The organism is Streptosporangium oxazolinicum, from assembly GCF_039537505.1.
Classification (GTDB): domain Bacteria; phylum Actinomycetota; class Actinomycetes; order Streptosporangiales; family Streptosporangiaceae; genus Streptosporangium; species Streptosporangium oxazolinicum.
Genome location: NZ_BAABAQ010000001.1, coordinates 404,871 through 427,313 on the forward strand (window position 1 = coordinate 404,871; position 22,443 = coordinate 427,313).

Sequence of the window (22,443 nt, forward strand, 5' to 3'; positions counted from 1 at the left end):
GTCAGCCCGCCCCTCCACGCTCGACGATGGTGTTGTAGGTCGTGCACACGGGCTCGCCGTCGACGGTGCTGACGTCGCTCTTGACGGTGATCAGGTCGTTGCGGCCGACGCTGCGGATGTCGGTCACCGTGGAGACGGTGACCAGCTCGTCTCCGGCGTGGATCGGCCGCCGGTACTCGAAGCGCTGCTCGCCGTGGACCACCATGGCGAGGTTCAGGCCGAGCTCCGGGTCGGTCAGGATCGACCCTCCGGCCAGGCTGAACACGATGGGGAAGGTCGGCGGCGCGATCACGTCGGGGTGCCCCGCGGCCCGCGCGGCCTCCGTGTCCCGGTAGATCGGGTTGTCGTCCCCGATCGCCGTCGCGAATTCTTTGATCTTCACGCGACTGACCTCGTACGGCGAGGAGGGCGCGGACGCCCGCCCGACGAAGTCACGGTTCAGAGCCATCGTGCTCCTTTGCGGATACCGAGCTGGTGGGGCCGGCACCGGCGGCTTGGACGAGACATTGACAGGACAGGATTCCAGGACGTGCCCTCGGAAGGATCACCAAGAGGCAGATCACCGGCGGGCGGGCCGTCAGGAAAGCGTAGCCCGGCCCGCTCTCCCCCCGGCTCTCTCGCGCGGTCAACGCTCTCGCGAGAAAACTGTGCGGATACGACAAACCGGCGCCTCGTCTGAGGACGCCGGTTCTCGTGGAGCGTGTGCGTGCCGACGAGGCACTCATCTCCCGCCGTGGCGGGAGGCTTCGCGCAGACTAGCGAGTCTCGCGGTGCGCCTGGTGCGTCTTGCAGTTCGGGCAGTACTTCTTCAGCTCAAGCCGATCCGGGTCGTTGCGCCGGTTCTTCCGCGTGATGTAGTTGCGGTGCTTGCACTCCTGGCAGGCCAGCGTGATCTTCGGCCTAACGTCGGTGGCAGCCACTTGGGAGTGCCTTTCTACGTTCTGGACAGTGGACAACCCACGACGGGACCTCTCTGGTGGGAGAAGCCCCGGATGGGTAGTAGCGGAGGCCGGACTTGAACCGGCGACACAACGATTATGAGCCGTTTGCTCTGCCTGGCTGAGCTACTCCGCCTTGGGGCCGACAAAATCGACCGACCCCGCAAGGATACCCGACCCGCAGAGTGCCTGCGTACTTGTGCAGGTCAGGGCGATCTCTCTGGGTCGCCCCAGTATGCCCGCTCGCGCGTCAGGAACCTTGAGTATTTTCTGGCTCGCCTTTCCTGCCTTTAAGGCCAACCATGCCGAAAGCCCTAACCAGGAGGTTAGGGCCTTTAGGCTGTTGAGCCCCTTTACGGAATCGAACCGTAGACCTTCTCCTTACCATGGAGACGCTCTGCCGACTGAGCTAAAGGGGCCTGTCCGTGTCGCTCTCGCTTGCGGACAGGTGTAACCATACACGGCTCCGCAGCAGGATGCGAAATCAATCGAGGTCCACCCGGACCACCACACGTTCCCCCTCGAAGCGCCCACGTCGCCCCCCACGACCAACCCCGTCCGAGCCCCGTCCGAGCTCCGGGACGCCCCGGGAGCACCGGGAAACACGGCCCCGCCAGAAGGTGCGACGAGCGCCTGATCCGGGCCGGCGGACAGGCGCGCATCGCCTTCGTTCTCGCGGGTCCGGAGGGGGCTTCCCGTGAAGGTCCCCGGGAGAATCCCACGGCCTCCACGGGTGACCTGACGATCACCCGGCCGCGATCCTCCGGGACCGCGGTGAATTCCACACCAATCCTCGGCCGCGAAGCCTCCGAATACGTCACGTGGCGAATCTGGGACATGTGGCGAGAACGGCCGGGGCGGGGCTCCTGCCGGCACTCGCCGCGCTCGGCGGTGGAGAGCTGGCGGCGGGGCTGCTCCGGCCGTCGTCCTCCCCGCTCGTCGCCGTGGGCGGCACGGTCATCGACCTGACGCCGACCCCGGTGAAGGAATTCGCCGTAAGCACCTTCGGGACCTACGACAAGATCATCTTGATCGGCACGATCGTCGCCGTTCTGCTCACCGCCGCCGTCCTGCTCGGCGTTCTCGCGCGGGCCGGGCGACGGCTCCGGGCCGCGGCAGGGGTGGCCGGGCTCGGTGCCCTCGGCGCCCTCGCGGCCGGAACGCGGCCGGCGGCGGTACCCCTGGACGTGGTGCCGTCCCTGGTGGCGGCGGGCGTGGGAGCCCTCACCCTGCTCCTCCTCACCCGCGCCTCCACCGGGACGGCATCACCCGCGAAGCACAGCGGAGCCTTCCCCCTCGGCGGAACGACACCCCCCACGAAAGACAGCGAGACCTCTTTCAGCGACGAGACGGCGTCACCCGCGCAGGACGGCGAAGCCTCCCCCACCGGCGGAACGGCGCCGTCCGCGTCGGACCGCAGGGCCTTCCTCGTCACGGGGGCGGGCGCCGGGGCGGCCTTCGCGGCCGGGCGCCTGCTCTCCTCCCGCGTCCCCGCCACCACCGAGCTCACCCTGCCCGCGCCCGCCTCCCCGGCACGGCCGCTCCCGGCGGGAACCGATCTCCGCGTCCCCGGCCTGAGCCCGTTCGTGACCCCCGCCGCCGACTTCTACCGGGTCGACACGGCGCTGGTCGTGCCCCGCCCCGACCTGGCGACCTGGACGCTCCGGGTCCACGGCACCCGGACGATCGAGTTGACCATGGCCGACGTGCTCAGGCGAGGGCTGATCGAGCGTGACATCACCCTGACCTGCGTCTCCAACGAGATCGGCGGGCCGTACGCGGGAAACGCCCGCTGGCTGGGCGTGCCGCTGCCCGTCCTCCTGCGGGAGGCGGGCATTCCGGCCGGCGCCGACCAGCTGCTGAGCACCTCGGCCGACGGCTGGACCTGCGGCACCCCCGTGGAGGTCGTCATGGACGGCCGGGACGCGATGCTGGCCGTCGGCATGAACGGCCGGTCGCTCCCCGCCGAACGCGGCTTCCCCGCCCGGCTCATCGTCCCCGGCCTGTACGGCTACGTGTCCGCCACCAAATGGGTCGTGGATCTGCGGCTGACCCGCTACGCCGACGAGCGCGCCTACTGGACCGAGCGTGGCTGGGCCGTCGACGCGCCGATCAAGACCATGTCCAGGATCGACGTCCCGGCTCCCCTCAAGCGCCTGCGGGCCGGGCCCGTACGGGTCGCCGGGGTCGCCTGGGCACAGCACCGGGGTGTCGCGGCCGTCGAGGTCCGCGTGGACGGCGGCCCCTGGCAGGAGGCCACCTTGGCCGCCACCCCCGGCCCCGACACCTGGAGGCAGTGGACCTGGACCTGGCACGCCACCTCCGGCACCCACACCTTGGAGACCCGCGCCACCGACACGACCGGACGCGTCCAGCCGTCGTCCCGGGTGACGCCGTTCCCCGACGGCGCGACGGGCTGGCACTCGGTCGTGGTCACCGTCGCATGACCGACCTCACACACCGATGAGAACCGAATAGAAGGAGTACCACCATGAGAAGCACGGCATTCGCCGCCACCACCCTGGCCATCCTGGCCCTCACCGCGGCCTGCGGGAGCGGCGACACCACGGCGACCGGTGGCACGGCGGCCCCGGCGACGTCCTCTCCCATGGAGAGCGCGACGCAGAGCCCGATGGAGACCCCGACCGAGGACGCCATGGCCGGCGCCCCGTTCGGCGCCGCCTGCTCCGCCGTACCGGCGTCGGGTGAGGGGAGCTTCACCGGCATGGCCGACGACCCGGTCGCCACCGCCGCGTCCAACAACCCGGTACTGTCCACGCTGGTCACGGCGGTCAAGGAGGCCGGCCTGGTCGACACGCTCAACTCCGCCAAGGACATCACGGTGTTCGCGCCCACCAACGACGCGTTCGCCAAGATCCCGAAGGCGACCCTCGACAAGGTCCTCGCCGACAAGGCGACGCTGACCAAGATCCTGACCTACCACGTCGTCTCCGGCAGGAAGACCCCGGCGGACCTGGGCGACGCCTCCCTGGAGACGCTGCAGGGCGGCACGCTGGCCGTCAAGGGTTCGGGGGAGGACTACACCGTCAACGATTCCAAGATCGTCTGCGGAAACGTTCCCACCGGCAACGCCACCGTCTACATCGTCGACACCGTGCTCATGCCGAAGTAGGCGTCCCGTTCGTGCCGGTTCCGGCACGGGGCCCGCGCCTCGGGGACACAGGGAGACGCGGGCCCCGTCTCGGGACGAATCCCGGCACCGGCCGCGCGGAGGGACGCCTGCGGCGGCGTCCCTCCGCCGGGTCTCCCACCCGGCCGGCCGACATGCTTGACGAGCACATCTCGTCAGGAAGGAAGTACGTGTTCGTCGCCGGTGCCCTGGGTGGCGGTTGTCCGCGCCACAGGTCATCGATGAAACGATCGGCGGAGACCGTGTGCCCACCCGCCGCGACGAGCCTGGCCACCACGGCTCGCCGCCGGGAGGTGCCCGGGTCCGCCGTACGGCCGTTGATCTCCGCCTGGAGCGGACCGAGAACGCGCGACATACCAAAGCGGGGTATGCGCCCTCCGGCCCTTGTGGGGAACACCGAGCCCGTATGGGGGAACGCCGAGCCTTTTGACGAACACCGAGGAGCACGATGCTGCAGGACCGCCGCAGGGACACGATCCGGGCGCTCGACGAGAGCGACCGGCCGCACCTGTACTGGCACGGGGTGGACGGCGACGGCCACGTGTGGCTGTTCGAGACCGTCATCGACAGCGGCGGGGAGTACTGGCCGGTGAGACACGCCGAACTGGGGTCGGACGGCATCGCCCGCACGTACTCATGGCGCCACATCGAGGACGAGCACGGCTTCCTGGCCGAGGGCCCGATCTATCCCGGTGACTTCGGCCTGAACGCCCTGACCCCCGAGGAGTTCGGCACCCTGTGGACCGCGCTCGGCGGCTGAGGGCGCTCCCGCCTCGCTTCCCGGGGAGACTTCGGGCGAAGTCCGGGCCGGGCGGGCGGGGCCGTGGTTTCGCGCCCGCGACCTGGACGGGGCCTTGAACGGGGACTTGGAGGGGGCGCGGATGCGGGCGTTCGTCAACCGCACATGAGTCCGGCGGATGACGAATGGTATTCGCCAGCCCTTCACCTCGATTTTCGAATGTTTTCGACCACTGGTCAGCCGTCGTTCCGACCGCGTCATAACATCGCCATATTGGGATGACAAAGTGGGTTATTTCGCATATATGCATAGGAGTAAGTTGCTCGCATGAGCGGAACGCCCGGCCTGAGGATGGCAGCCTCGGACATGACCGCGCTGAGCCTGTGGACCGCCGACGCGGTGGTGCTGTTCGACTGGCTCCTGAGCGTGGATCTCGACCAGCTTCCCGTCCAGCACCTGGCACAGAAACAGGCCCTGATGGATCTCCTCCAGCAACTTGACCGGAGCATTCCCGGCTACACCGCCGAGGACATCGAGCAGGCGCACCTGCTGCTGACCCGCGAGATGGGCCTGTAGCCACACCCGCCATGCCCTTCCCTGCCGCCCCTTTCCCGGCAGCCCCTCCCCGGTCGCCCCCACCAGACCGGCCGTCCTCACCAGACCGGCTGTCCCATGAGACCCCCGGGCACATGATCGACGCCATGGCCATCCCGGCTCCTCACGTCCCGGCTCCGTGGCCGAAAATTTTTCGCCGGATGTCCGGAAGAATGTCGAGAACGCTGTCGCCTGCTTCTACCTGTGAGTGAGAGCGTCGGCGAAGACGCTCGCACACGAGGAGCGAAGACATGAAGTACATGATGTTGATGCAGTTCAGCGGGCAGATGCAGGACGCGTTGCCGCCGATCGACACCTGGCCCGTCGATGACGTCCAGGCCCACATCCAGTTCATGCGCGACACGAACGAGAAGCTCGTCGAGGCCGGAGAGCTCGTGGACGCGCAGGGGCTGGCGGCTCCGGACCAGGCCAGGATCGTACGAGCCGGCGAGGGCGGTGCCGCCGTCGTCACGGACGGCCCTTTCCCCGAGACGAAGGAGTTCCTGGTCGGCTACTGGATCATCGACTGCGACAGCACCGAGCGGGCGGTCGATCTCGCCGCGTACGTCTCGGCGGCTCCCGGCCCCGGCGGCAAGCCGCTGAACATGCCGATCGAGCTGCGCCAGGTGATGTCGGTCGCTTCGTCCGAGGAGCTGTGACCGCTGGATAGCCCGGCCGTCAACGACCTGCTGCGCCAGCTGGTGCCGCAGGTCGTCGGCGTGCTCACCCGGCGCTTCGGAGACTTCGCCGCCGCCGAGGACGCGGTCCAGGAGGCACTGATCGACGCCGCGGCCCAGTGGCCGGCGGAGGGCGTCCCGGCCAATCCGCGCGGATGGCTCATCCAGGTCGCGTACCGCCGGATGATCGAGCAGCTCCGCAGCGAGCAGGCGCGGCGCAGCCGGGAGGAGCTGGTGGCCACCCAGGCGCCCTCCGACCGGCGGACGGCCCCGGCGGCGGACGACACGTACGAGACGGACCGGGACGACACGCTCACCACGCTGTTCCTGTGCTGCCACCCCGCGCTGACCCCGGCGTCGGCGATCGCCCTCACCCTGCGGTCCGTGGGCGGCCTGACGACGGCCGAGATCGCCAGGGCCTTCCTGGTGCCCGAGCCGACCATGGCGCAGCGGATCAGCCGGGCCAAGCAGCGCATCAAGGCGTCCGGGGTCCCGTTCCGCATGCCCGCTCCCCCGGAACGGGCGCGACGGCTCGGCTCGGTGCTGCACGTGCTCTACCTCGTCTTCAACGAGGGCTACGCCAGCAGTGCCGGCCCCGACCTGCAGCGCGTGGAGCTGTCCCGGGAGGCGATCCGGCTGGCCAGGATGGCCCACGGCCTGCTCCCCGACGACTGCGAGGTGGCCGGGCTCCTCGCGCTGATGCTGCTCACCGACGCCCGGCGCCCCGCCCGTACCGACCCGGGCGGCACCCCGATCCCTCTGGCGGAGCAGGACAGGAGCCTGTGGGACGGCGAGGCCGTCACCGAGGGCATCGCGCTCATCACCGCCACCCTGTCCAAGGGCGCGGTCGGCCCCTACCAGCTCCAGGCGGCGATAGCCGCGGTCCACGACGAGGCGGCGACGGCCGAGGAGACCGACTGGCCGCAGATCCTGGCGCTGTACGGCCTGCTGGAACGCATGTCCGACAACCCCATGGTCTCGCTCAACCGTGCCGTCGCCGCCGCCATGGCACACGGTCCCGCGACCGGCCTCGACATGCTCAAGGCGCTCGATGCCGACGGCCGCCTGACGGGACACCATCGCTTCCACACGGCACGGGCCCACCTCCTGGAGATGGCCGGTGACCGGCGGGCGGCCGTCGAGGACTACCGCGCGGCGGCGAGCCGCACGACGAGCGCTCCGGAGCGCGACTACCTCACCACCCGCGCCGCCCGGCTCACCGCACCGGAACGGCCGGAACGAACCACACCGGAACAGCCCGCGTAAGCCGTACCGAAACAGATAGATCGTCCGGAGCTGCCGGAGCGAGTCGTGCGACCGCCGCCGGCTGGGATCGCCTGGCAGCGGCGGAAAGACGCCTCAAGGGCACGGCATGGCGGCCGTCCGCGACGACCACAAAACGGCACGAATCCCGGCCGGAACCCGACGCCCCCCGCAGATGAAGATCATTTCGCTGGACCTCCTCAAGATAGTTGGAGTTCCAGCTCGCCCGAACCCTCAACTTTCACCGTCGCCCCAAAAGCGACACACGAGCATCTATCGGACATTTCACCTGGATCTTCACGAACACAGGAGCGAACTCCGGTGGGATCCCAATGATCTTGACCCCACCTCATCATCCCCGGTCACACCATGTGAAAACCCCGTCAATCCTGTAACGATTGTACCGTTCCAAGATATCTAGAGAGGGTGTGCCAGTAATGTCCCGAGCTATCGGATAAGGTGCCTTTCCCCCGTGGCCTTATGGGCATCTTGGGATGACTCGCCCAAGAAGATCAGTGGAGTCCGTTTTGGGTTGGTTTGATGCTGTCTATGAATGGCTCGTTCGCTCCAGCGCCAACGGAACCTGGCGAGACCTGATCCCCCTGGGACTGGCCGGTCTGCTCGTCTGGGGGCTGTGGGTCTATCGGGTGGTGCTGTCCCGGCTGGCCAAACCCGTCGTGAACGGCTACCGGACCACGGTTTCCGTGGTCGTCCCCTCCTACCGGGAGGACGCCGAGATCCTGGTGCGCTGCCTGGCCAGCTGGCTGGCCCAGGATCCGCAGGAAGTGATCATAGTTGTGGACGTCGCGGACACCGAGTGCCACGCCAAGCTCCGGGAGGTGACAGACCCCCGGCTGCGTGTCCTGGTGTTCGAGCACTCGGGCAAGCGCTCCGCGCTCGGGGTGGGCATCCGGGCGGCCCGGGGCGAGGTCGTGGTCTTCGCCGACTCCGACACCTGGTGGCAGCCCGGCCTGCTGGCCGCCGTGCAGATGCCCTTCGAGGACCCGGCGGTCGGCGGGGTCGGCACCCAGCAGAACGTGTTCCAGCGGACCAGCAGCGTCTGGCGGCGCATCGCGGACTGGCTGGTCAACCTGCGCTACTACGACTACGTGCCGGCGATGGGCAGCAGGGGCGGGGTGGCCTGCCTGTCCGGCCGGACCGCCGCCTACCGGCGCGAGGCCATCCTCCCGGTCCTCACCCACCTGGAGAACGAGTTCTTCCTCGGCCGCCGGTGCATCGCCGGCGACGACGGCCGGCTCACCTGGCTGGTCCTCGCCTCCGGGTACAAGACCGTGCACCAGTCCTCGGCCCGTGCCATCTCGATGTTCCCCGACTCCTTCCGCGCCTTCGTCAAGCAGCGCGTCCGGTGGAGCCGGAACTCCTACCGCTGCTACCTGACCGCGCTGTGGAAGGGATGGCTGTGGAAGACCCCGCTGGTCACCAAGGTGACCGTGCTGCAGATCCTGCTCACCCCGGTGACCATGGGCGTCACGCTCGCCTACCTGTTCTTCAGCAGGCTTGAGCTCACCCCGCTGGGCATCGGGCTCGCCGTCGGCTGGCTGCTCCTCGGCCGGGGCGTACGCGGCTGGTCGCACCTGCGCCGCCACCCCGGGGAGATCCTGCTGCTACCGCTGCTCTGCCTGGTGGTCATCATGATCGCGCTGCCGATCAAGCTGTACGCGTTCCTGACGATGAACAAGCAGGGCTGGCTCACCCGTACCTCCGACCAGGTGGGCGGGGCGGGTCAGAGCGCCGCCACCCTCAAGGGAATGGCCTGAGATGGCACGTCCCATCCCTGTTCTGCTGGGCGCCGTGGCACTGGCGTTCGGGCTGGGGGTCGGGCCGGCCGCCGCTGCCGCCCTCTCCTCCCCCAACCCCCCGGGTGACTCCGAAGTGCTCCCGGGGAACGACCCGACTCCGACGGGTAGCGCGACTCCGGACGACAACCCGTTCCTGAACGAGCCGGTGCCCGACCCCAAGCCCTCCCCCGAGGACGACCCTCCGCCGAAGGCCACCGCGACTCCGACCGTCAAACCGTCTCCGACGGCCAGTGCGACCCGGACGACCGGCCCGGCCACGAGAGACGACGCGTCACCGACCACCCGTCCGGCCCCGACCTCCGGACCCGCCTCGACCTCCGGACCGGCTCCGACGGAGGAACCGGCCACGGAGGCTCCCCCGGCTCTGGTCGAAGACGCGATCATGGCGGACGACGCGATCCTGAAGGCCGGCACCCTCACGGCGGGCGACGCCGAGGCGCAGGCGACCCTGGTGGACGTCGAGGACCAGCGGATCATCCAGACTCGGGCCGCGCTCACGGCCATGCTGCAGGCCGGTGGCATCGCGGCCGCCCAGCGCAAGCAGCCGCAGGTCTTCGTGTCGGCGCACGGCAGGACGCTGGTGCTGCCCTCGCGCAACACCGAGACCCCGTACACCCTCAAGGACCTCGCGGCCGTCGAGAAGGGCCGGTACCTGCGGCGGCTGAAGGACGGCTCCTACCTGCTCGGCGTCCACGTCTTCGTGGCCGACGGGGCGCGCCTGCAGTTGCGCGGTCCGCTGACGCTGCGGATGGGCAGTCTGCCCGGCTCGTTCAGCTCGATCGTCGCGTTCGGCGGCGACATCGAGATCAAGGGCACCGCCAAGAGACCGGTGCGGATCACCAGCTGGGACGTACGGACCAAGAAGCCGGACACGACCACGACCGACGGCCGGGCTTACATCCGGGCGGTCGGCGGCGAGTTCGAGATGACCCACGCGCAGGTCTCCCACCTGGGATTCTGGAGCGGCCGTACGGGGGGCATCGCGCTCACCGGCACCGAGCGACCGGCCAGCGTCTACCGGCACCGGACGAAGGACCAGCGCCACCAGGACAAGCAGGAACGGCTGGCGAACACCAAGCGGGGTGAGCGGAGCGGGGGCAACTTCGGCGACGTGGAGACCATCCCGATCGGCCCCGGTACCGCCTCACACGTGCTCGCCGACGAGCTGGTGTCCGGATCGATCAAGAACAGCGTCATCACCGGCGACGCCTACGGGATCTTCGTCTCCGGCTCGAACCAGACACAGATCATCAACAACAAGATCATCAGCAGTCTGGTGCACGGCGTGTTCATGCACCGGTTCGCCAAGAACGCGACGATCGAGGCGACCGAGGTGATCGGCAGCGGCGGTGACGGTTTCGTGCTGTCGCGGGCGACCGAGAAGGTGAAGGTCGTCGACTGCCTGGCCGAGCGGAACAAGCGCAACGGTTTCACGCTCAACGGGCAGGCGCTCGCGGGCGGCCCGTCCGCGAGCGGCGAGTCGCTCGCCGTCTACGGCGACAGTTCGGTCAGCAACAGCACCGCCCGCGACAACGGAAGGTACGGCGTCGAGGTGCTCGGCGGCAGCCGGCTCGCCGTGCAGACCAGCGAGGTCATCGGCGGTGACATGGGCATCGTGGTCCGCGCGGGCGCCAGCGGGGTGCAGATCTCCGGCAACAAGCTGACGAACCAGCGCCGCCAGGCGATCGCGCTGCGCGACGGGGCGACCGGCGCGCACGTGGCCGGCAACACGATCACGGGAACCGTCACCGGGATCTACCTCCGCGACTCCGTCGGCATGATCGTCGGAAACAAGATCACCACCTTGTCGACTCCCAAGGCCCACGGGATCACCGTGGTCGGCGACGCCACCGGCTCCGAGGTGACCCGCAACACCGTCATCGGTTCGGGGACGAGCGCGATCAGCATCGCGCGGGCCGGTGACACGGTGAACAAGCACAACAACGACGAGGACCAGTGGAATGACACGTCGTCGTTCTGGGTCAAGGCCAAACGCTACGTCAAGCCCATGAACGTGATCTGGGCGGGGGTCATCCTCCTGGTGATCGTGTCGGCGATCCGATCCCGCGGTGTCCTCGAACGGCGGCAACGCCGAGGGGGGATCCGCAACCCCTACGAGCAGCAGCGACTGCTCGCCGAGGGACGGTTCACCCTGCTGCGCCAGCCCACCCCACCCGCGCCGGACCGCTCGGCGCCCCCCGCCGGACATCCTCCGCGGCGCCTGCAGCCGTCGTCGCTGCACGCCGACTCGACCCCCGTGGGAGGCAGGGGATGAGCCGCCCCCGCCGGCGGAAGGGCCGCTCCCTCCTCATGGTCCTGGTGCTGGTCCTGTCCGCGGCCGGCACCTGGGCGTACCTCTCCTACATCGATCGTCCCGCCCCGCCTCCCGGTGTCAACGAGGTGTCCCAGGCGGAGGCCCAGCAGCAGTCGGCCCTCGTCGACCAGGAGGATCTGCGGATCATGCAGACCCGCGCGACGCTGTCCTCGGCGCTGGCGCGGGGCGGGCCCGCCGCCGCGAGATCCCGCGTGCCGCACATCTCCAGCTCGGCCAACGGCCAGACGCTCGTGCTGCCGCAGCGCCGCGAGCCGTACCGGATCGCCGACCTGGAACGCCTGGGCCAGGAGTACTTCCAGAAGCAGTCGGACGACTCCTACGTGCTCGGCATCAACCTGTTCGCCGGTCCGGGGGCCAAACTGGTGCTCCAGAACGCGACCGGCCCGCTGGTGATCCGGATGCGCAGCGACCCCGGCGCCTTCGTCTCGATCGTGGGCTTCGGCGCGAACATCCGGATCAACGGCTCGGCACGCAACCCGGTGCGGATCACGAGCTGGAACGCGCAGGAGAGGACGGCGGACACCAAGGTCTCCGACGGGCGCGCCTACCTGCGCGTGGTCGGCGGGGAACTCAAGATGAGCCACGCGGTGGTGGAGTATCTCGGATTCTGGAGCGGCCCGACCGGCGGGCTGGCGCTGACCGGCAGCGACCGCCCCACCCAGGGCGCGGACCTGGTGGCCCTCCCCGCCACCCCCTCGGAGCCCTCCCTCCCGCGATCGTCGCCCACCCCGACGCCGCAGGCGACCGCCTCCCAGCAGCGAGCGCTCCTGCCCAACGGCCTGCTCGTGCCGAGCAGGGGCGACGGCAACCAGATCGAGATCACCGACGGAGCGGGCCGGGGCAGGGTCTCCTACCGGATGCCCGAGGCCAACCTGGTCACCGGCGACATCACCGACACCAAGATCACCGGCAACGCGTACGGAATCTTCATCACGGCCTCCAACGAGACCCGGATCATCGACGTCTCGGTCACCGGGAGCCTGGTCCACGGGGTGTTGTTGCACCGGTTCGCGCGCAACGCCACCATCGAGAACACCACCGTGACCGGCAGCAGGGGTGACGGCTTCGTCCTGTCCAGAGGCACGCAGAACGTCACGATCACCGGCTCGGAGGCCGAACGCAACAACGGCAACGGCTTCACCATCAGCGGCCTGCCGCTGGCCCGGGGACCGTCGGCGTCCGGGGAGTCGCTGCGCAGTTTCGGCGGCAGCTCGGTGACCAGCAGCACGGCGCGGGACAACGGCCGCTACGGCGTGGAGATCCAGGGCGGCGTCAAGCTCGTCGTACAGACCACCGAGGTGATCGGCGGGGAGATGGGCGTCGTGGTGAGCCAGGACGCCACCGGGGTCCGGGTCACCGGCAACCGTCTCACCGGCCAGCGCAGCCAGGGAATCGCGCTCCGCGACGGGGTACGGGGAGCCCGGATCAGCGGCAACATCGTCCGGGACACCCAGACCGCCATCTACCTCCGCAACTCCGAGGCCACCATCTCCGCCAACACGGTCGAGTCCGCCTCACTGCACGCGATCTCACTGCTCGGCACGGCCGAGGGCACCAAGATCACCGAAAACACCCTGGGCGGCGCCGGCCGCAGCGCACTCGACACGAGCCGGGCGAAGGGAACCACGACGGTCGAGCAGAACAACACCGACGGCTGGCAGGACACCGCCGGCTTCTGGACGATGGTCAAGCGGATCGCCAAGCCGATGAACCTGATCTGGATGGGAGTGATCTCCCTGATCGTGCTCTCGGCGCTCCGGGCACTGCGCGGCGACGGCCCGCGGGTCGGCCAGCGCTTCGTTCATCCCTATGAGAAGCAGGCACTGATGGAGGAGCGACCGGCGCGGGCCCTGAGAGCCGCCACCGTCCAGACCTCAGCGGAGAGGAGTTTGAGCGATGCGCCTGGACATTGACAGAAAGACCCTGGTGGGAATGCTGGCCGGGGCGGCCATCACGATCGTCGTCGTGGTGCTGCTGCGCGGGCTGTTCGGCGGCGGGGAGGGTCCGGGCACCCCCATCGAGGACATCCGGCCGAGGAGCGCGGACGCGCCGGCCTCGCAGCCGGAGAACGACACCGCGCCCGCGGAGGAAGAGGAAGAAAAGGAAGAGGAGGACGTGGAGGAGTTCGTCGCGTCGCAGGACCCGCCCGACATCGCCGTCCCCGCCGGGAAGGGAATGATCGAATGCCCCGACGCCACGGTGACCGTCAGCGACGCCGCCGGGCTCACCGAGGCCCTGGAGGCGGCCGAGCCGGGCGCGGTGATCGCGCTGGAGCCCGGCGTCTACAGCGGCCGGTTCGTGGCGACGGTCTCGGGGACGGAGAGCGAGCCGATCTTCGTCTGCGGCCCGCCCGAGGCGATCATCGACGGCGGCGGGGTCAAGAAGGGCTACGCCTTCCACCTCAACGGGGTGAGCCACTGGCGGCTGGTCGGTTTCACCGTCCGCCACAGCCAGAAGGGGGTGATGGCCGACCAGACCAACAACACGATCATCCAGGGGCTGACCGTCCACCACATCGGGGACGAGGCGATCCACCTGCGCAACTTCAGCAGCGACAACACCGTCCAGTACTGCATGATCTACGCGACCGGGCTGCGCCGGGAGAAGTTCGGCGAGGGCGTCTACCTCGGCACCGCGGAGAGCAACTGGGCGTCATACTCCGGCGGGAAGATGGACCGCAGCGATCGCAACATCGTGCGCGGCAACGTCATCCGGGCCACCGCCGAGGCGATCGACATCAAGGAGGGCACCTCCGACGGTCACATCGTCGGCAACGTCTTCGACGGCTCCACCCTCGGCGGTTCCAAGCACAACGATTCCTGGGTCGACGTCAAGGGCAACGGCTACCTCATCCAAGGTAATACCGGTAGCAACACCAACGCGGACGGCTTCCAGACCCACAAGATCGTTGATGGCTGGGGCACCGGCAACGTGTTCCGAGCCAACATCATCAATCTTGGCAATTCAGGCGGTATCGGCATCAACGACACAGCCGGCGGAAACACGATCGCCTGCGACAACAAGGTCACCGGCGGCACGATTTCCAAGACCGGCGACTGCTCCTAAACACGGCCCCAAGGACTGAGTAGATAGGAAAGACGGACATGGGCGAAGCCGAGCTCCCACGACTGACGGTGATCGGAACCGGCTACCTCGGGGCGACGCACGCGGTTTGCATGGCGTCACTGGGGTACGACGTCGTCGGCCTCGACGTGGACAGCAAGAAGATCGAAAGACTGCAGGCCGGGGAGGTACCGTTCTTCGAGCCCGGCCTGCCCGAGTTGCTGAGCAAGGCCCTGGCGTCGGGCCGGCTCCGGTTCACCACCTCCTACGAGGAGGCCGCCGAGCACGGCGACATCCACTTCGTCTGCGTCGGCACCCCCCAGCAGCCGGGCTCGGACGCCTGCGACCTGAGCTACGTCGACGCCGCCGTACGCGACCTGGCCGCCCACCTGACCCGGCGCTGCCTGGTGGTCGGCAAGTCGACCGTCCCGGTGAACACCGCCGCCCGCCTGGCCGGCCTGCTGCACGAGCTGGCCCCGGCGGGAGAGGAGGTGGAACTCGCCTGGAACCCGGAGTTCCTGCGGGAGGGCTTCGCGGTCGACGACACGCTCAAGCCCGACCGGCTCGTGTTCGGCGTCGCCTCGGAGTGGGCGCACGAGCGGCTGGCCGCGGCGTTCCAGCCGATCCTCGACCTCGGCACCCCGGTAGTGGTCACCGACCTGGCCACCGCGGAGCTGGTCAAGGTCGCCGCCAACTCGTTCCTGGCCACCAAGATCTCCTACATCAACGCGATGGCCGAGGTCTGCGAGGCCACCGGGGCCGACGTCCGCGACCTGGCCAAGGCCCTCGCCTACGACGACCGGATCGGCGGCCGGTTCCTCCAGCCCGGCCTGGGCTTCGGCGGCGGCTGCCTGCCCAAGGACATCCGCGCCTTCGCGCACCGGGCGGAGGAGATCGGCGTCGGCCAGGCCGTCTCCTTCCTCCGCGAGGTCGACGCGATCAACCGACGCCGCCGTTCCCGGACCATCGACCTGGTCAGGGAACTGCTCGGCGGCCAGCTCGCCGGCAAGAGGGTCGCCTGCCTGGGCGCGGCCTTCAAGCCCAACTCCGACGACATCAGGGACGCCCCGGCGCTGGACGTGGCCAGGACCATGCACGGGCTGGGCGCCAACGTCCGGGTGTACGACCCGGCCGCGCTGGACAACGCGCGCCGCACCTATCCGGAGCTCAGGTACGGCACGAGCGCGCTGGACGTGGCCCAGGACGCGGACGTGGTGGTCCTGCTCACCGAATGGGCCGAGTTCCGCGAGATCGAGCCCTCGGCGCTGGCGAAGGTGGTCAAGCACACCCGGATCGTGGACGGCCGGCACGCGCTCGACGCGAACACCTGGCGCGCGGAGGGCTGGGAATACCGGGCACTGGGCTGCCCCTGAGCCACAGCCGCCCGTGAACGACGCCCGTGAACGACGCCTGCGAACGACGCCCGTGAACGACGTCGGATGTGGTCATGTGACCGAGTAACCGAGTGACCGGGTAACCGAGCAGCCCCGAGTGGCCGATCCTCACGGAACCACCCGCACACCGTGGAAGACCCCGCCTGGCATTACTTCGGCGGGGTCTTCCACGGAGATGTCCCCTCTCGCTCGGCGTCGAGAGCGGATGCCGTGTCACCACGGAACTCGGGACGGTTCACCATGCAAAGGCGACGAATCAGGTGCGGAACTTTAAACTGACCTTCGAGCGCCCCGCCGGTGTGTGCTCGTCCCTCGATGAGTCGGCGGTGTGTCGCCGCGGTAAGGAGTGCCCATGCCCCCCTCCGGCCTGACCGGCACCGCGTGGCGTAGGAGCGACTACAGCGGTCCTGACCGGGACGACCGCGTAGAGGTGACCGTGAACCCATCCGGCCCGATGCCGGCCTCCACCCCGGCGGCCTGGCGAGACTCCCTCAAAGACATCCGTAACGGGAATCTCTGACTCGTATCACGTGACTCACTCCGCGCGCTCCACCGGTGAGCGCTTCACCGCGCAGCCATTCGTGCTCCGTACGATGGCCGCCGCGTTTGTCGGCCTTCTCCTTCCGCCGCTCGTCTGGGCGATCACCCAGGCCGGGCTGGCCGTCATCCCGTACGACGGCTCGGGCGGCAATCCCGGCTGGGGCCGCTTCGGTCAGGGGGTGGGCATCGTCGCGGGAGTCGTGCTGTTCTCGCTGGTCATGACCTGGCCGTCGCTGTGGGCGCTGCGCGTGCGGCCCGCCTGGCATGTCGCCCTGCCGGCCCCGATCGTGGGCATCGTCTTCGGGATCGCCCTCACCACAGTGGCCTCCCAGATCATCGGAAACCCGCTGACGGCCGCCTCCGTCGCCCTCGCCCTCGCGTACGGGCTGACCGCCCTGCTCACCACGCCGGGAAGGCCCTGGTGGTGGCAGCAACTGCCGCTGATGGCCGTGGGCGGCCCCCCGCCGATACCGATGGCGGCACCACGATCTCGCCTCCCCGACCTTGAGATCCCACTGATCGCTCCCGACCTGCCCGCCTACACGATCGAACGCCTTTCCACCCGACCCGGCGGCCTGCGGTATCTCCTCCGCCCGTCGGCACTCCATCGCGCCGCCACCCCTGCCGAGCGCGATGCCTCCACCATCGCCGTGACCGTCCGCTCCCGGGTGGACCCGCCCGGCGAGGACTCCGCGTACGAACCGGCGGGCCCTCGGACATGGCGGCGAGCCACGGACACCGGCACCACCTACGTGATCGACCGCGATGACGCCACGATCATCGTGAAGGCCGGACCCCGTGTCCCGGCCGCCATCCTCCTCCAGGCCACCACCACCCTCCAGCCCCGCCCGCCATCCCACTTCACGACCGGACCGTGACTTAGTTCGTTCTGCTTCGTTTACGTTCGTCTGGTTCGTTCCGGTTTGTCCTGACGGGAACACGACCCCGAACCCGATGGCACACCGCCGGTGTCCGGACCACAGGGGAAACCTCACGGCCGGATTCAAAGTCGGGCCTGGCGCGATGTCCACGAGGCCGTGGCCCTACTCGCCCACCCACAATCGTTGCACTGGGCTTGCGGACGGTTGATAATTCTGGTCGCGAAGGCGTTCGACGTGTCCGTGACCGTGCCGGTCATCCTTTGTCGCCCATTCACAGGAGGCTCCGTGAAGGTCAGCGTCGTCATTCCAGCCTTCAACGTGCGGAGCAAGTTGCGCCTGTTGCTGTACACCCTCGCGCACAGCGTGCTCGATCCGGAAGACTCCTTCGAGCTCGTCGTCGCCGACGACGGCTCCACCGACGGTACCGGCGAGATGGTCGCCGAGCTGGCAGGCCGTGACAATCTGACCTACCTCTACCTTCCGCGCACCGATCGGTCGAGCCGGGCAGCCGCCCGTAACGCGGCCATCGCCAAGGCCAGCGGGGAGCTCATCGTCATGGTCGACGCCGATACGGTGGTCGGGCCGACCTATCTCGCCGAACACGTCCGTTATCACCGGCTCAGGAATGATCTCGTGGTGATCGGCCCCCGTCCGGACCTCGGAGACGGAGACTTCGACGAGGAGCGCCTCAGCCGCGAATTCACCTTTGACGCCATGCCCGCCGTCGCCTGGGGTGATCCGCGCGAGCGGGTGCTGGCCGAATTCTCGGGCAACATGAACCGGCTCGCCATTTGCTGGCATCTCCTGTTCACCTGCAACGCCTCGGTGCGCGTCGAGCACCTACGCCGGCTCGGTGGTTTCGACGAGGCATTTCTCGGCTGGGGACTTGAGGACACCGACCTGGGGTATCGCCTGCGGCAGGCGGGACTGGCCTTCGCTTTCAACGTCTCGGCCGTGGCCTACCACCAGCAGCGCCGGGGAATAGACGCCGGAATGTACAGCGACTGGGTCCGCAATCTCGCCTACATGATGGCCAAGCATCAAGCGCCCGAAGTAGCGATCCAGTCGATCGTCGGCCTGGCCATGAACCCCGCTGACCGGCGGATCGGCTGGGTGGAGGCGATGCGCTGCTTCGAGTTCGCCGCACGGGCCCTCGATGGCCGGCTGCCGGTGCCCGTCACCTACCAGCTCGTGGTGGTCAAGGAGGACACGGTCGACGCCGCGACGGTGGAGTTGGCGGCCCGCGGTGCGACGAGCGATCTTCTCATCATCGATGAGACCCACGACGCCGAGCTGGCCGGCCTGGTCCAGTGCGTGGACACCCCCGGCGAGCTGCTCTACTTCCACCGGCCGTCAGCAACACAGCGAGCCGAAATCTTCAGCCGCTACCCGGTGGCCGGCGACTGAGTTGAACGTATTTCATTCCGCTTCGCGGGTCTGAAGGACGGGGATGGCTTTGACGAGCTGACCTGCGCGAAGTGGGCAGCAGCGTAGTTTCTGGGGGATGTGCCAGGTCTTCAACATGGCGTTGGCTTGGCGGGCAGAAGTGGCATCTGACTGCACACCCCCGGAAACGTAAAAGAGGCCCCGGAGGGCCTCTGAGCTGCCGGTTTGGCTGGTGACAGGTGCAGGACTTGAACCTGCGGAGGCTGAGCCGACGGTTTTACAGCCCGTGACCGTTCCTTGCGCTTTATGGCTACTGACCTGCGATGACGCTTCCTCCCACCGCGGCGACCGCCTTGATCATTGCACGTATATTGCACGTCAAGGCAGACGCGCTTCTAGATCCAGCCAGCGTTTGATCTCGGTCTGCATCAGTTCCACCGTCAGCCGATCAGCCACCAATTCCATGGATTTGATCAAGCTCTTGCACGTGCATATAGCGAGGATCTCGTGCCGACCGAATAGCTGACCCCCGGCGTGAAATGCATGATCGTGTCGAAACGATAGCTGTTCGCTACGCTCTGCGCAGAGCAGTCTCTTATCGTTCCAAGACGAAGGCGGGTGAGGTACCTGTCAACCAGTTCACCTTCACGGCGGCCTCGGCAGAGCCGAGCCGAATGGTGGACAGCTACGCCGCGTGCTCTGCGGATCGCAGTGCTGCTGCTGGCCAGCTTCGGTGTCATCATTCTCGCGATCGGCCTCATGGGGGACTCCATCGGGCTCTGGGAAAACAGCCCTTTCCTCACAAACCTGCTGTCCTCGCTCACAGGTTTCTGCTTCGCCGTACCCGTGGCGATCATAGTCTTGCATCGTGTGTCCATTTTCCAGATGGATCACCAGCAGTGGCGCACTCTCTCGGGCCTCGCTTCGGATCTTTCTCACCGCATGTCGGTGGTGGCAGTGGGGCTGCGTGTTCACAGCTCGCCCTCTGATCATGGGGCTGCGTCCGATGCCTTCTGGGCAGCTCACAACGAGACTATTATGGCCATCAAGAACTGGCTCGACGCTCTGAACAGAACTGACCAGCAGCAACTTGCTTCGGCTCTGGAGCAGGTCATCACGCAGGGCGACCGCTGCGTCAGGGCATGGAACGCCTGCTGGGGGAGTCCCCTGGACGTCCGTGGCGCCTTAGCTGAAATCCGAATGCGCTGGAATACGCTGATCGGCGATGTCGAACCTCGCTTACGCGATATCGGACGGCCCCTATTCTCCACCTCAGAGCTTCATATCGAGATGGAGGAAGCGCTTGAGTGGATCGGTGCAGGCTCCACTTCTGGGCGGTTGGATGGCCCCCTCAGTCCACCGACATGGATCGAGGAGGCCCGGTCGGCGCTCACTCGGATCCGAGAGGCGGATTCTTCCTCCTCCCCCTCTGGTCCTCTCGTGGAAAGCATCCACCACCTTGAGGCGGCCGTCTCCTCTAGCGACGAGGAGCACGATAGGTATGAGTACCTTGCGGAAGTAACCATACGTCTTCGGTCGGTCGTTGACGCGGCTGTCGCAGGCCCTCAGCGGCTATCGTCGTGAGCATGGCTTCCGCATCGCACTTGGTGGACAAGGAAGAAATCTGCGTCTTGCTCAACACCTCGCGTCCACGCTTTTGGCGTCTTCGAAAAGAACCCGGGTTCCCTGAACCGGTGAAGCGGAGCGGCGCGCGTGAGTACTGGAGCCGAACAGCGATCTTGAGATGGGCCGCAATGGCCGGACGACGTCTCGCCACTCGGGTTCCCTTCTTGTACTGGCCTGAGCCAGTCAACCCAGCACCGTACGTCGGTGCGCGAGTCATCGATGGTCATACCATCCTTTCTTGGGACGCCGAATTCGGACGACTAAGCTTCATCTATCCACCGTTGATGGGTGCATGGCAGTCGCTGAATGAGCTCGCTGACGTGGCATCCGACGCGGATGCCATCGTGGTCCTAAGGCCAGACTGGCGGGTCTTCGAGGGGCCCAATGTGGACGCCTTGGATATTGCCATACCCCATGGCCCCTACCACGTGTTATGGGAGGACATTGCTCGCGTTATCGGTATGCCGGCGCCGTACTGGCCTATCAATATGCGGGACCCGCAGGAGATGCTTCGCTGGCGACCAGGTTCGCAAACCGTGTGCGCTCAAGCACAGCATGAGCTCAATGTAGGCCCTCTGTTTCAGCTCGCCGCCGCCTACTCCGATGATCATCGAACGTCGCGAACGCTGCGAGAGCTCGCACACGTGATAGTTCATCGTGCCTGCGTCGAAGCCAGCCGCAACCTTGAGCATTGGGACGACTACAAGAGGCATGTAACGAGAGATGTCGTGTTTGCAGCGAAGCCTCTCCGGATGCCCGATCCTCATGAGGATTCCCTCCCTCAGGACATCCGTGAATTTGGCTGGACCGAAGTTCTCCAACGCACGGACACGCTGGCGGAGCAGTGCATCTCTATCGCACGCCAGTGGGATGGCGGGGAAGGCTTCCCCTTCTCCGGTATTGTCCATCTCGGAGCAGACAATGGGACCTCAATTATCCGAGCGGAGTGGGTCTCCAAACTCATCTATGCACCCCGCAACGCTCGCTATAGGGTCCTCGGCTCTCGGTTGGAAGGGCGCACGCTTCAAGATCCTTCCACTGGCCTACCGGTACTTGAGCTACCCGACAAGACAATCATCGCGGCTGTTGCAAAACGTCTGCCGACCGTATCCCCCTTGCACTCCATAGTTCTCGACGGAAGCGTGTGGATCAGGACCGAAGACGGCCAGCTTTTTCTCGCTCCTGCCCAATGGGACGGCGGCGCTACATGGGGCTACTCGGGAACCGGACCAACTATCCTTGCTCACCTACTCGACCGACTCCTGGACGACATCAGCACGCCCGCCCCATCGACCGAGGTCTTGGGCAGCCATACCGCCCCAGGGCTCAACGCCCTTACTGAGACGGACTGGTCTCACGGAACAGTTATAACGCGTCAACAGCTTGAAGAGGCACGCAACGCCCGTACCACTTCACGCCGTCGCGCTCATTCCACGACGGTGCGCTCTGAGTAAAGGCCCTCAAGCCAAGCACTTACTGATCCCCTCCTCAACAGGGAAGCAAGTGGGTAGGACCTCCGCTCCGCTGGCTGCGTTGGGTTGAATGCGGGTCGTTGCACTGGGCTTGATCTGATTTGACGGACATCCGAGATCAGGGATTCGTCCCCGGAAGGATGTCCATGATGGAGCACCTAGGGAAGAAACCTAGCCCTCACCGCTCGTTCGCGCATAAGTTCAAGACTGAGATCGTCAAATTAGATGATGCGGCCACACTACGGAAGATCGCCTGGCATAGCCTCATCCGCCCTCTGGGCTGGCTAAGCCATCCATGAGGAGGAGCCAAACCATGTGGCACTTCCAGACGGAAGCCAGCATCGACGACGCGCACTTGCCCAGCGATCGGACTATTCTCAGTATGCCCTGCTGACAGGGGCAGCGGTTTTCAAGAGGGCTGCGTCCCCGGTGACGACATGCCCTGGCACCAGGGCGAAAGCATTCTCTTCGACTTCTACCACACAAGATCATCCCGCATATATCCCATGGCCCGGACGATCTCTACGATGCGCGCGATACCGGTGGATGGCCGCATCCAGTGCT

General features: G+C 67.4%; 18 protein-coding genes and 2 tRNA genes. 16 read left to right on the forward strand and 4 right to left on the reverse strand.

Annotated elements, in window-relative coordinates; translation table 11 throughout:
* Position 1 precedes the first annotated feature (1 nt).
* From ABD817_RS01915 to ABD817_RS01930, 4 genes are all read right to left on the reverse strand, one after another.
* Positions 2–448 (reverse strand): MaoC family dehydratase N-terminal domain-containing protein, encoded by a 447-nt coding sequence (locus ABD817_RS01915; protein ID WP_344914328.1) that lies wholly within the window; start codon positions 446–448, stop codon positions 2–4.
* A gap of 307 nt (positions 449–755) precedes the next feature.
* Positions 756–920 (reverse strand): 50S ribosomal protein L33, encoded by a 165-nt coding sequence (gene rpmG / locus ABD817_RS01920; RefSeq protein ID WP_030921771.1) that lies wholly within the window; start codon positions 918–920, stop codon positions 756–758.
* Between the two features lie 80 nt (positions 921–1,000).
* Positions 1,001–1,074 (reverse strand) — tRNA-Met (locus ABD817_RS01925).
* A gap of 210 nt (positions 1,075–1,284) precedes the next feature.
* Positions 1,285–1,357: transfer RNA gene (locus ABD817_RS01930), tRNA-Thr, on the reverse strand.
* Positions 1,358–1,768: 411 nt separating this feature from the next.
* Here ABD817_RS01930 and ABD817_RS01935 point away from each other — a divergent pair.
* The 16 genes from ABD817_RS01935 (at position 1,769) to ABD817_RS02010 (ending at position 21,861) form a co-directional block, all read left to right on the forward strand.
* Positions 1,769–3,385: a molybdopterin-dependent oxidoreductase gene (locus tag ABD817_RS01935; RefSeq protein ID WP_425583261.1), complete on the forward strand. Its 1,617-nt coding sequence runs from the start codon at positions 1,769–1,771 to the stop codon at positions 3,383–3,385.
* Between the two features lie 44 nt (positions 3,386–3,429).
* Positions 3,430–4,071, forward strand: a complete 642-nt coding sequence (locus tag ABD817_RS01940; protein WP_344914332.1) for a fasciclin domain-containing protein — start codon at positions 3,430–3,432, stop codon at positions 4,069–4,071.
* A gap of 466 nt (positions 4,072–4,537) precedes the next feature.
* Entirely contained in the window at positions 4,538–4,849 is a 312-nt protein-coding gene (locus ABD817_RS01945) for a hypothetical protein (protein WP_344914334.1), read from the forward strand.
* Positions 4,850–5,155: 306 nt separating this feature from the next.
* Positions 5,156–5,404, forward strand: a complete 249-nt coding sequence (locus ABD817_RS01950; RefSeq protein WP_344914336.1) for a hypothetical protein — start codon at positions 5,156–5,158, stop codon at positions 5,402–5,404.
* A 269-nt stretch (positions 5,405–5,673) separates the two neighbouring features.
* Positions 5,674–6,081 (forward strand): YciI family protein, encoded by a 408-nt coding sequence (locus ABD817_RS01955; RefSeq protein ID WP_344914338.1) that lies wholly within the window; start codon positions 5,674–5,676, stop codon positions 6,079–6,081.
* A 27-nt stretch (positions 6,082–6,108) separates the two neighbouring features.
* Entirely contained in the window at positions 6,109–7,365 is a 1,257-nt protein-coding gene (locus ABD817_RS01960) for an RNA polymerase sigma factor (protein WP_425583262.1), read from the forward strand.
* Positions 7,366–7,889: 524 nt separating this feature from the next.
* On the forward strand, positions 7,890–9,140 hold the full coding sequence (locus ABD817_RS01965) for a glycosyltransferase family 2 protein (RefSeq protein ID WP_344914340.1): 1,251 nt from the start codon (positions 7,890–7,892) through the stop codon (positions 9,138–9,140).
* Position 9,141: 1 nt separating this feature from the next.
* Positions 9,142–11,457: a right-handed parallel beta-helix repeat-containing protein gene (locus tag ABD817_RS01970; RefSeq protein ID WP_344914342.1), complete on the forward strand. Its 2,316-nt coding sequence runs from the start codon at positions 9,142–9,144 to the stop codon at positions 11,455–11,457.
* On the forward strand, positions 11,454–13,430 hold the full coding sequence (locus ABD817_RS01975) for a right-handed parallel beta-helix repeat-containing protein (protein WP_344914344.1): 1,977 nt from the start codon (positions 11,454–11,456) through the stop codon (positions 13,428–13,430). Before ABD817_RS01970 ends, ABD817_RS01975 begins: the two co-directional genes overlap by 4 nt.
* Positions 13,414–14,583, forward strand: coding sequence for a right-handed parallel beta-helix repeat-containing protein (locus ABD817_RS01980; protein ID WP_344914346.1), 1,170 nt, complete (start codon positions 13,414–13,416; stop codon positions 14,581–14,583). The genes ABD817_RS01975 and ABD817_RS01980 overlap by 17 nt, the downstream gene beginning before the upstream one ends.
* 38 nt (positions 14,584–14,621) lie before the next feature.
* Complete coding sequence (locus ABD817_RS01985) at positions 14,622–15,953, forward strand: UDP-glucose dehydrogenase family protein (protein WP_344914348.1); 1,332 nt, start codon at positions 14,622–14,624, stop codon at positions 15,951–15,953.
* Between the two features lie 373 nt (positions 15,954–16,326).
* The gene (locus ABD817_RS39515) at positions 16,327–16,494 is read left to right on the forward strand and encodes a DUF397 domain-containing protein (RefSeq protein WP_425583224.1); all 168 of its coding nucleotides are present in this window, start codon (positions 16,327–16,329) and stop codon (positions 16,492–16,494) included.
* Between the two features lie 10 nt (positions 16,495–16,504).
* Positions 16,505–17,392, forward strand: a complete 888-nt coding sequence (locus ABD817_RS01990; RefSeq protein ID WP_344914350.1) for a hypothetical protein — start codon at positions 16,505–16,507, stop codon at positions 17,390–17,392.
* A gap of 288 nt (positions 17,393–17,680) precedes the next feature.
* A complete protein-coding gene (locus ABD817_RS01995; RefSeq protein ID WP_344914352.1) occupies positions 17,681–18,802 on the forward strand; it encodes a glycosyltransferase family 2 protein in 1,122 nt (373 codons plus the stop codon).
* 690 nt (positions 18,803–19,492) lie between these two features.
* On the forward strand, positions 19,493–20,365 hold the full coding sequence (locus ABD817_RS02005; protein ID WP_344914354.1) for a hypothetical protein: 873 nt from the start codon (positions 19,493–19,495) through the stop codon (positions 20,363–20,365).
* 2 nt (positions 20,366–20,367) lie between these two features.
* On the forward strand, positions 20,368–21,861 hold the full coding sequence (locus ABD817_RS02010) for a helix-turn-helix transcriptional regulator (protein ID WP_344914356.1): 1,494 nt from the start codon (positions 20,368–20,370) through the stop codon (positions 21,859–21,861).
* Positions 21,862–22,443: the final 582 nt, after the last annotated feature.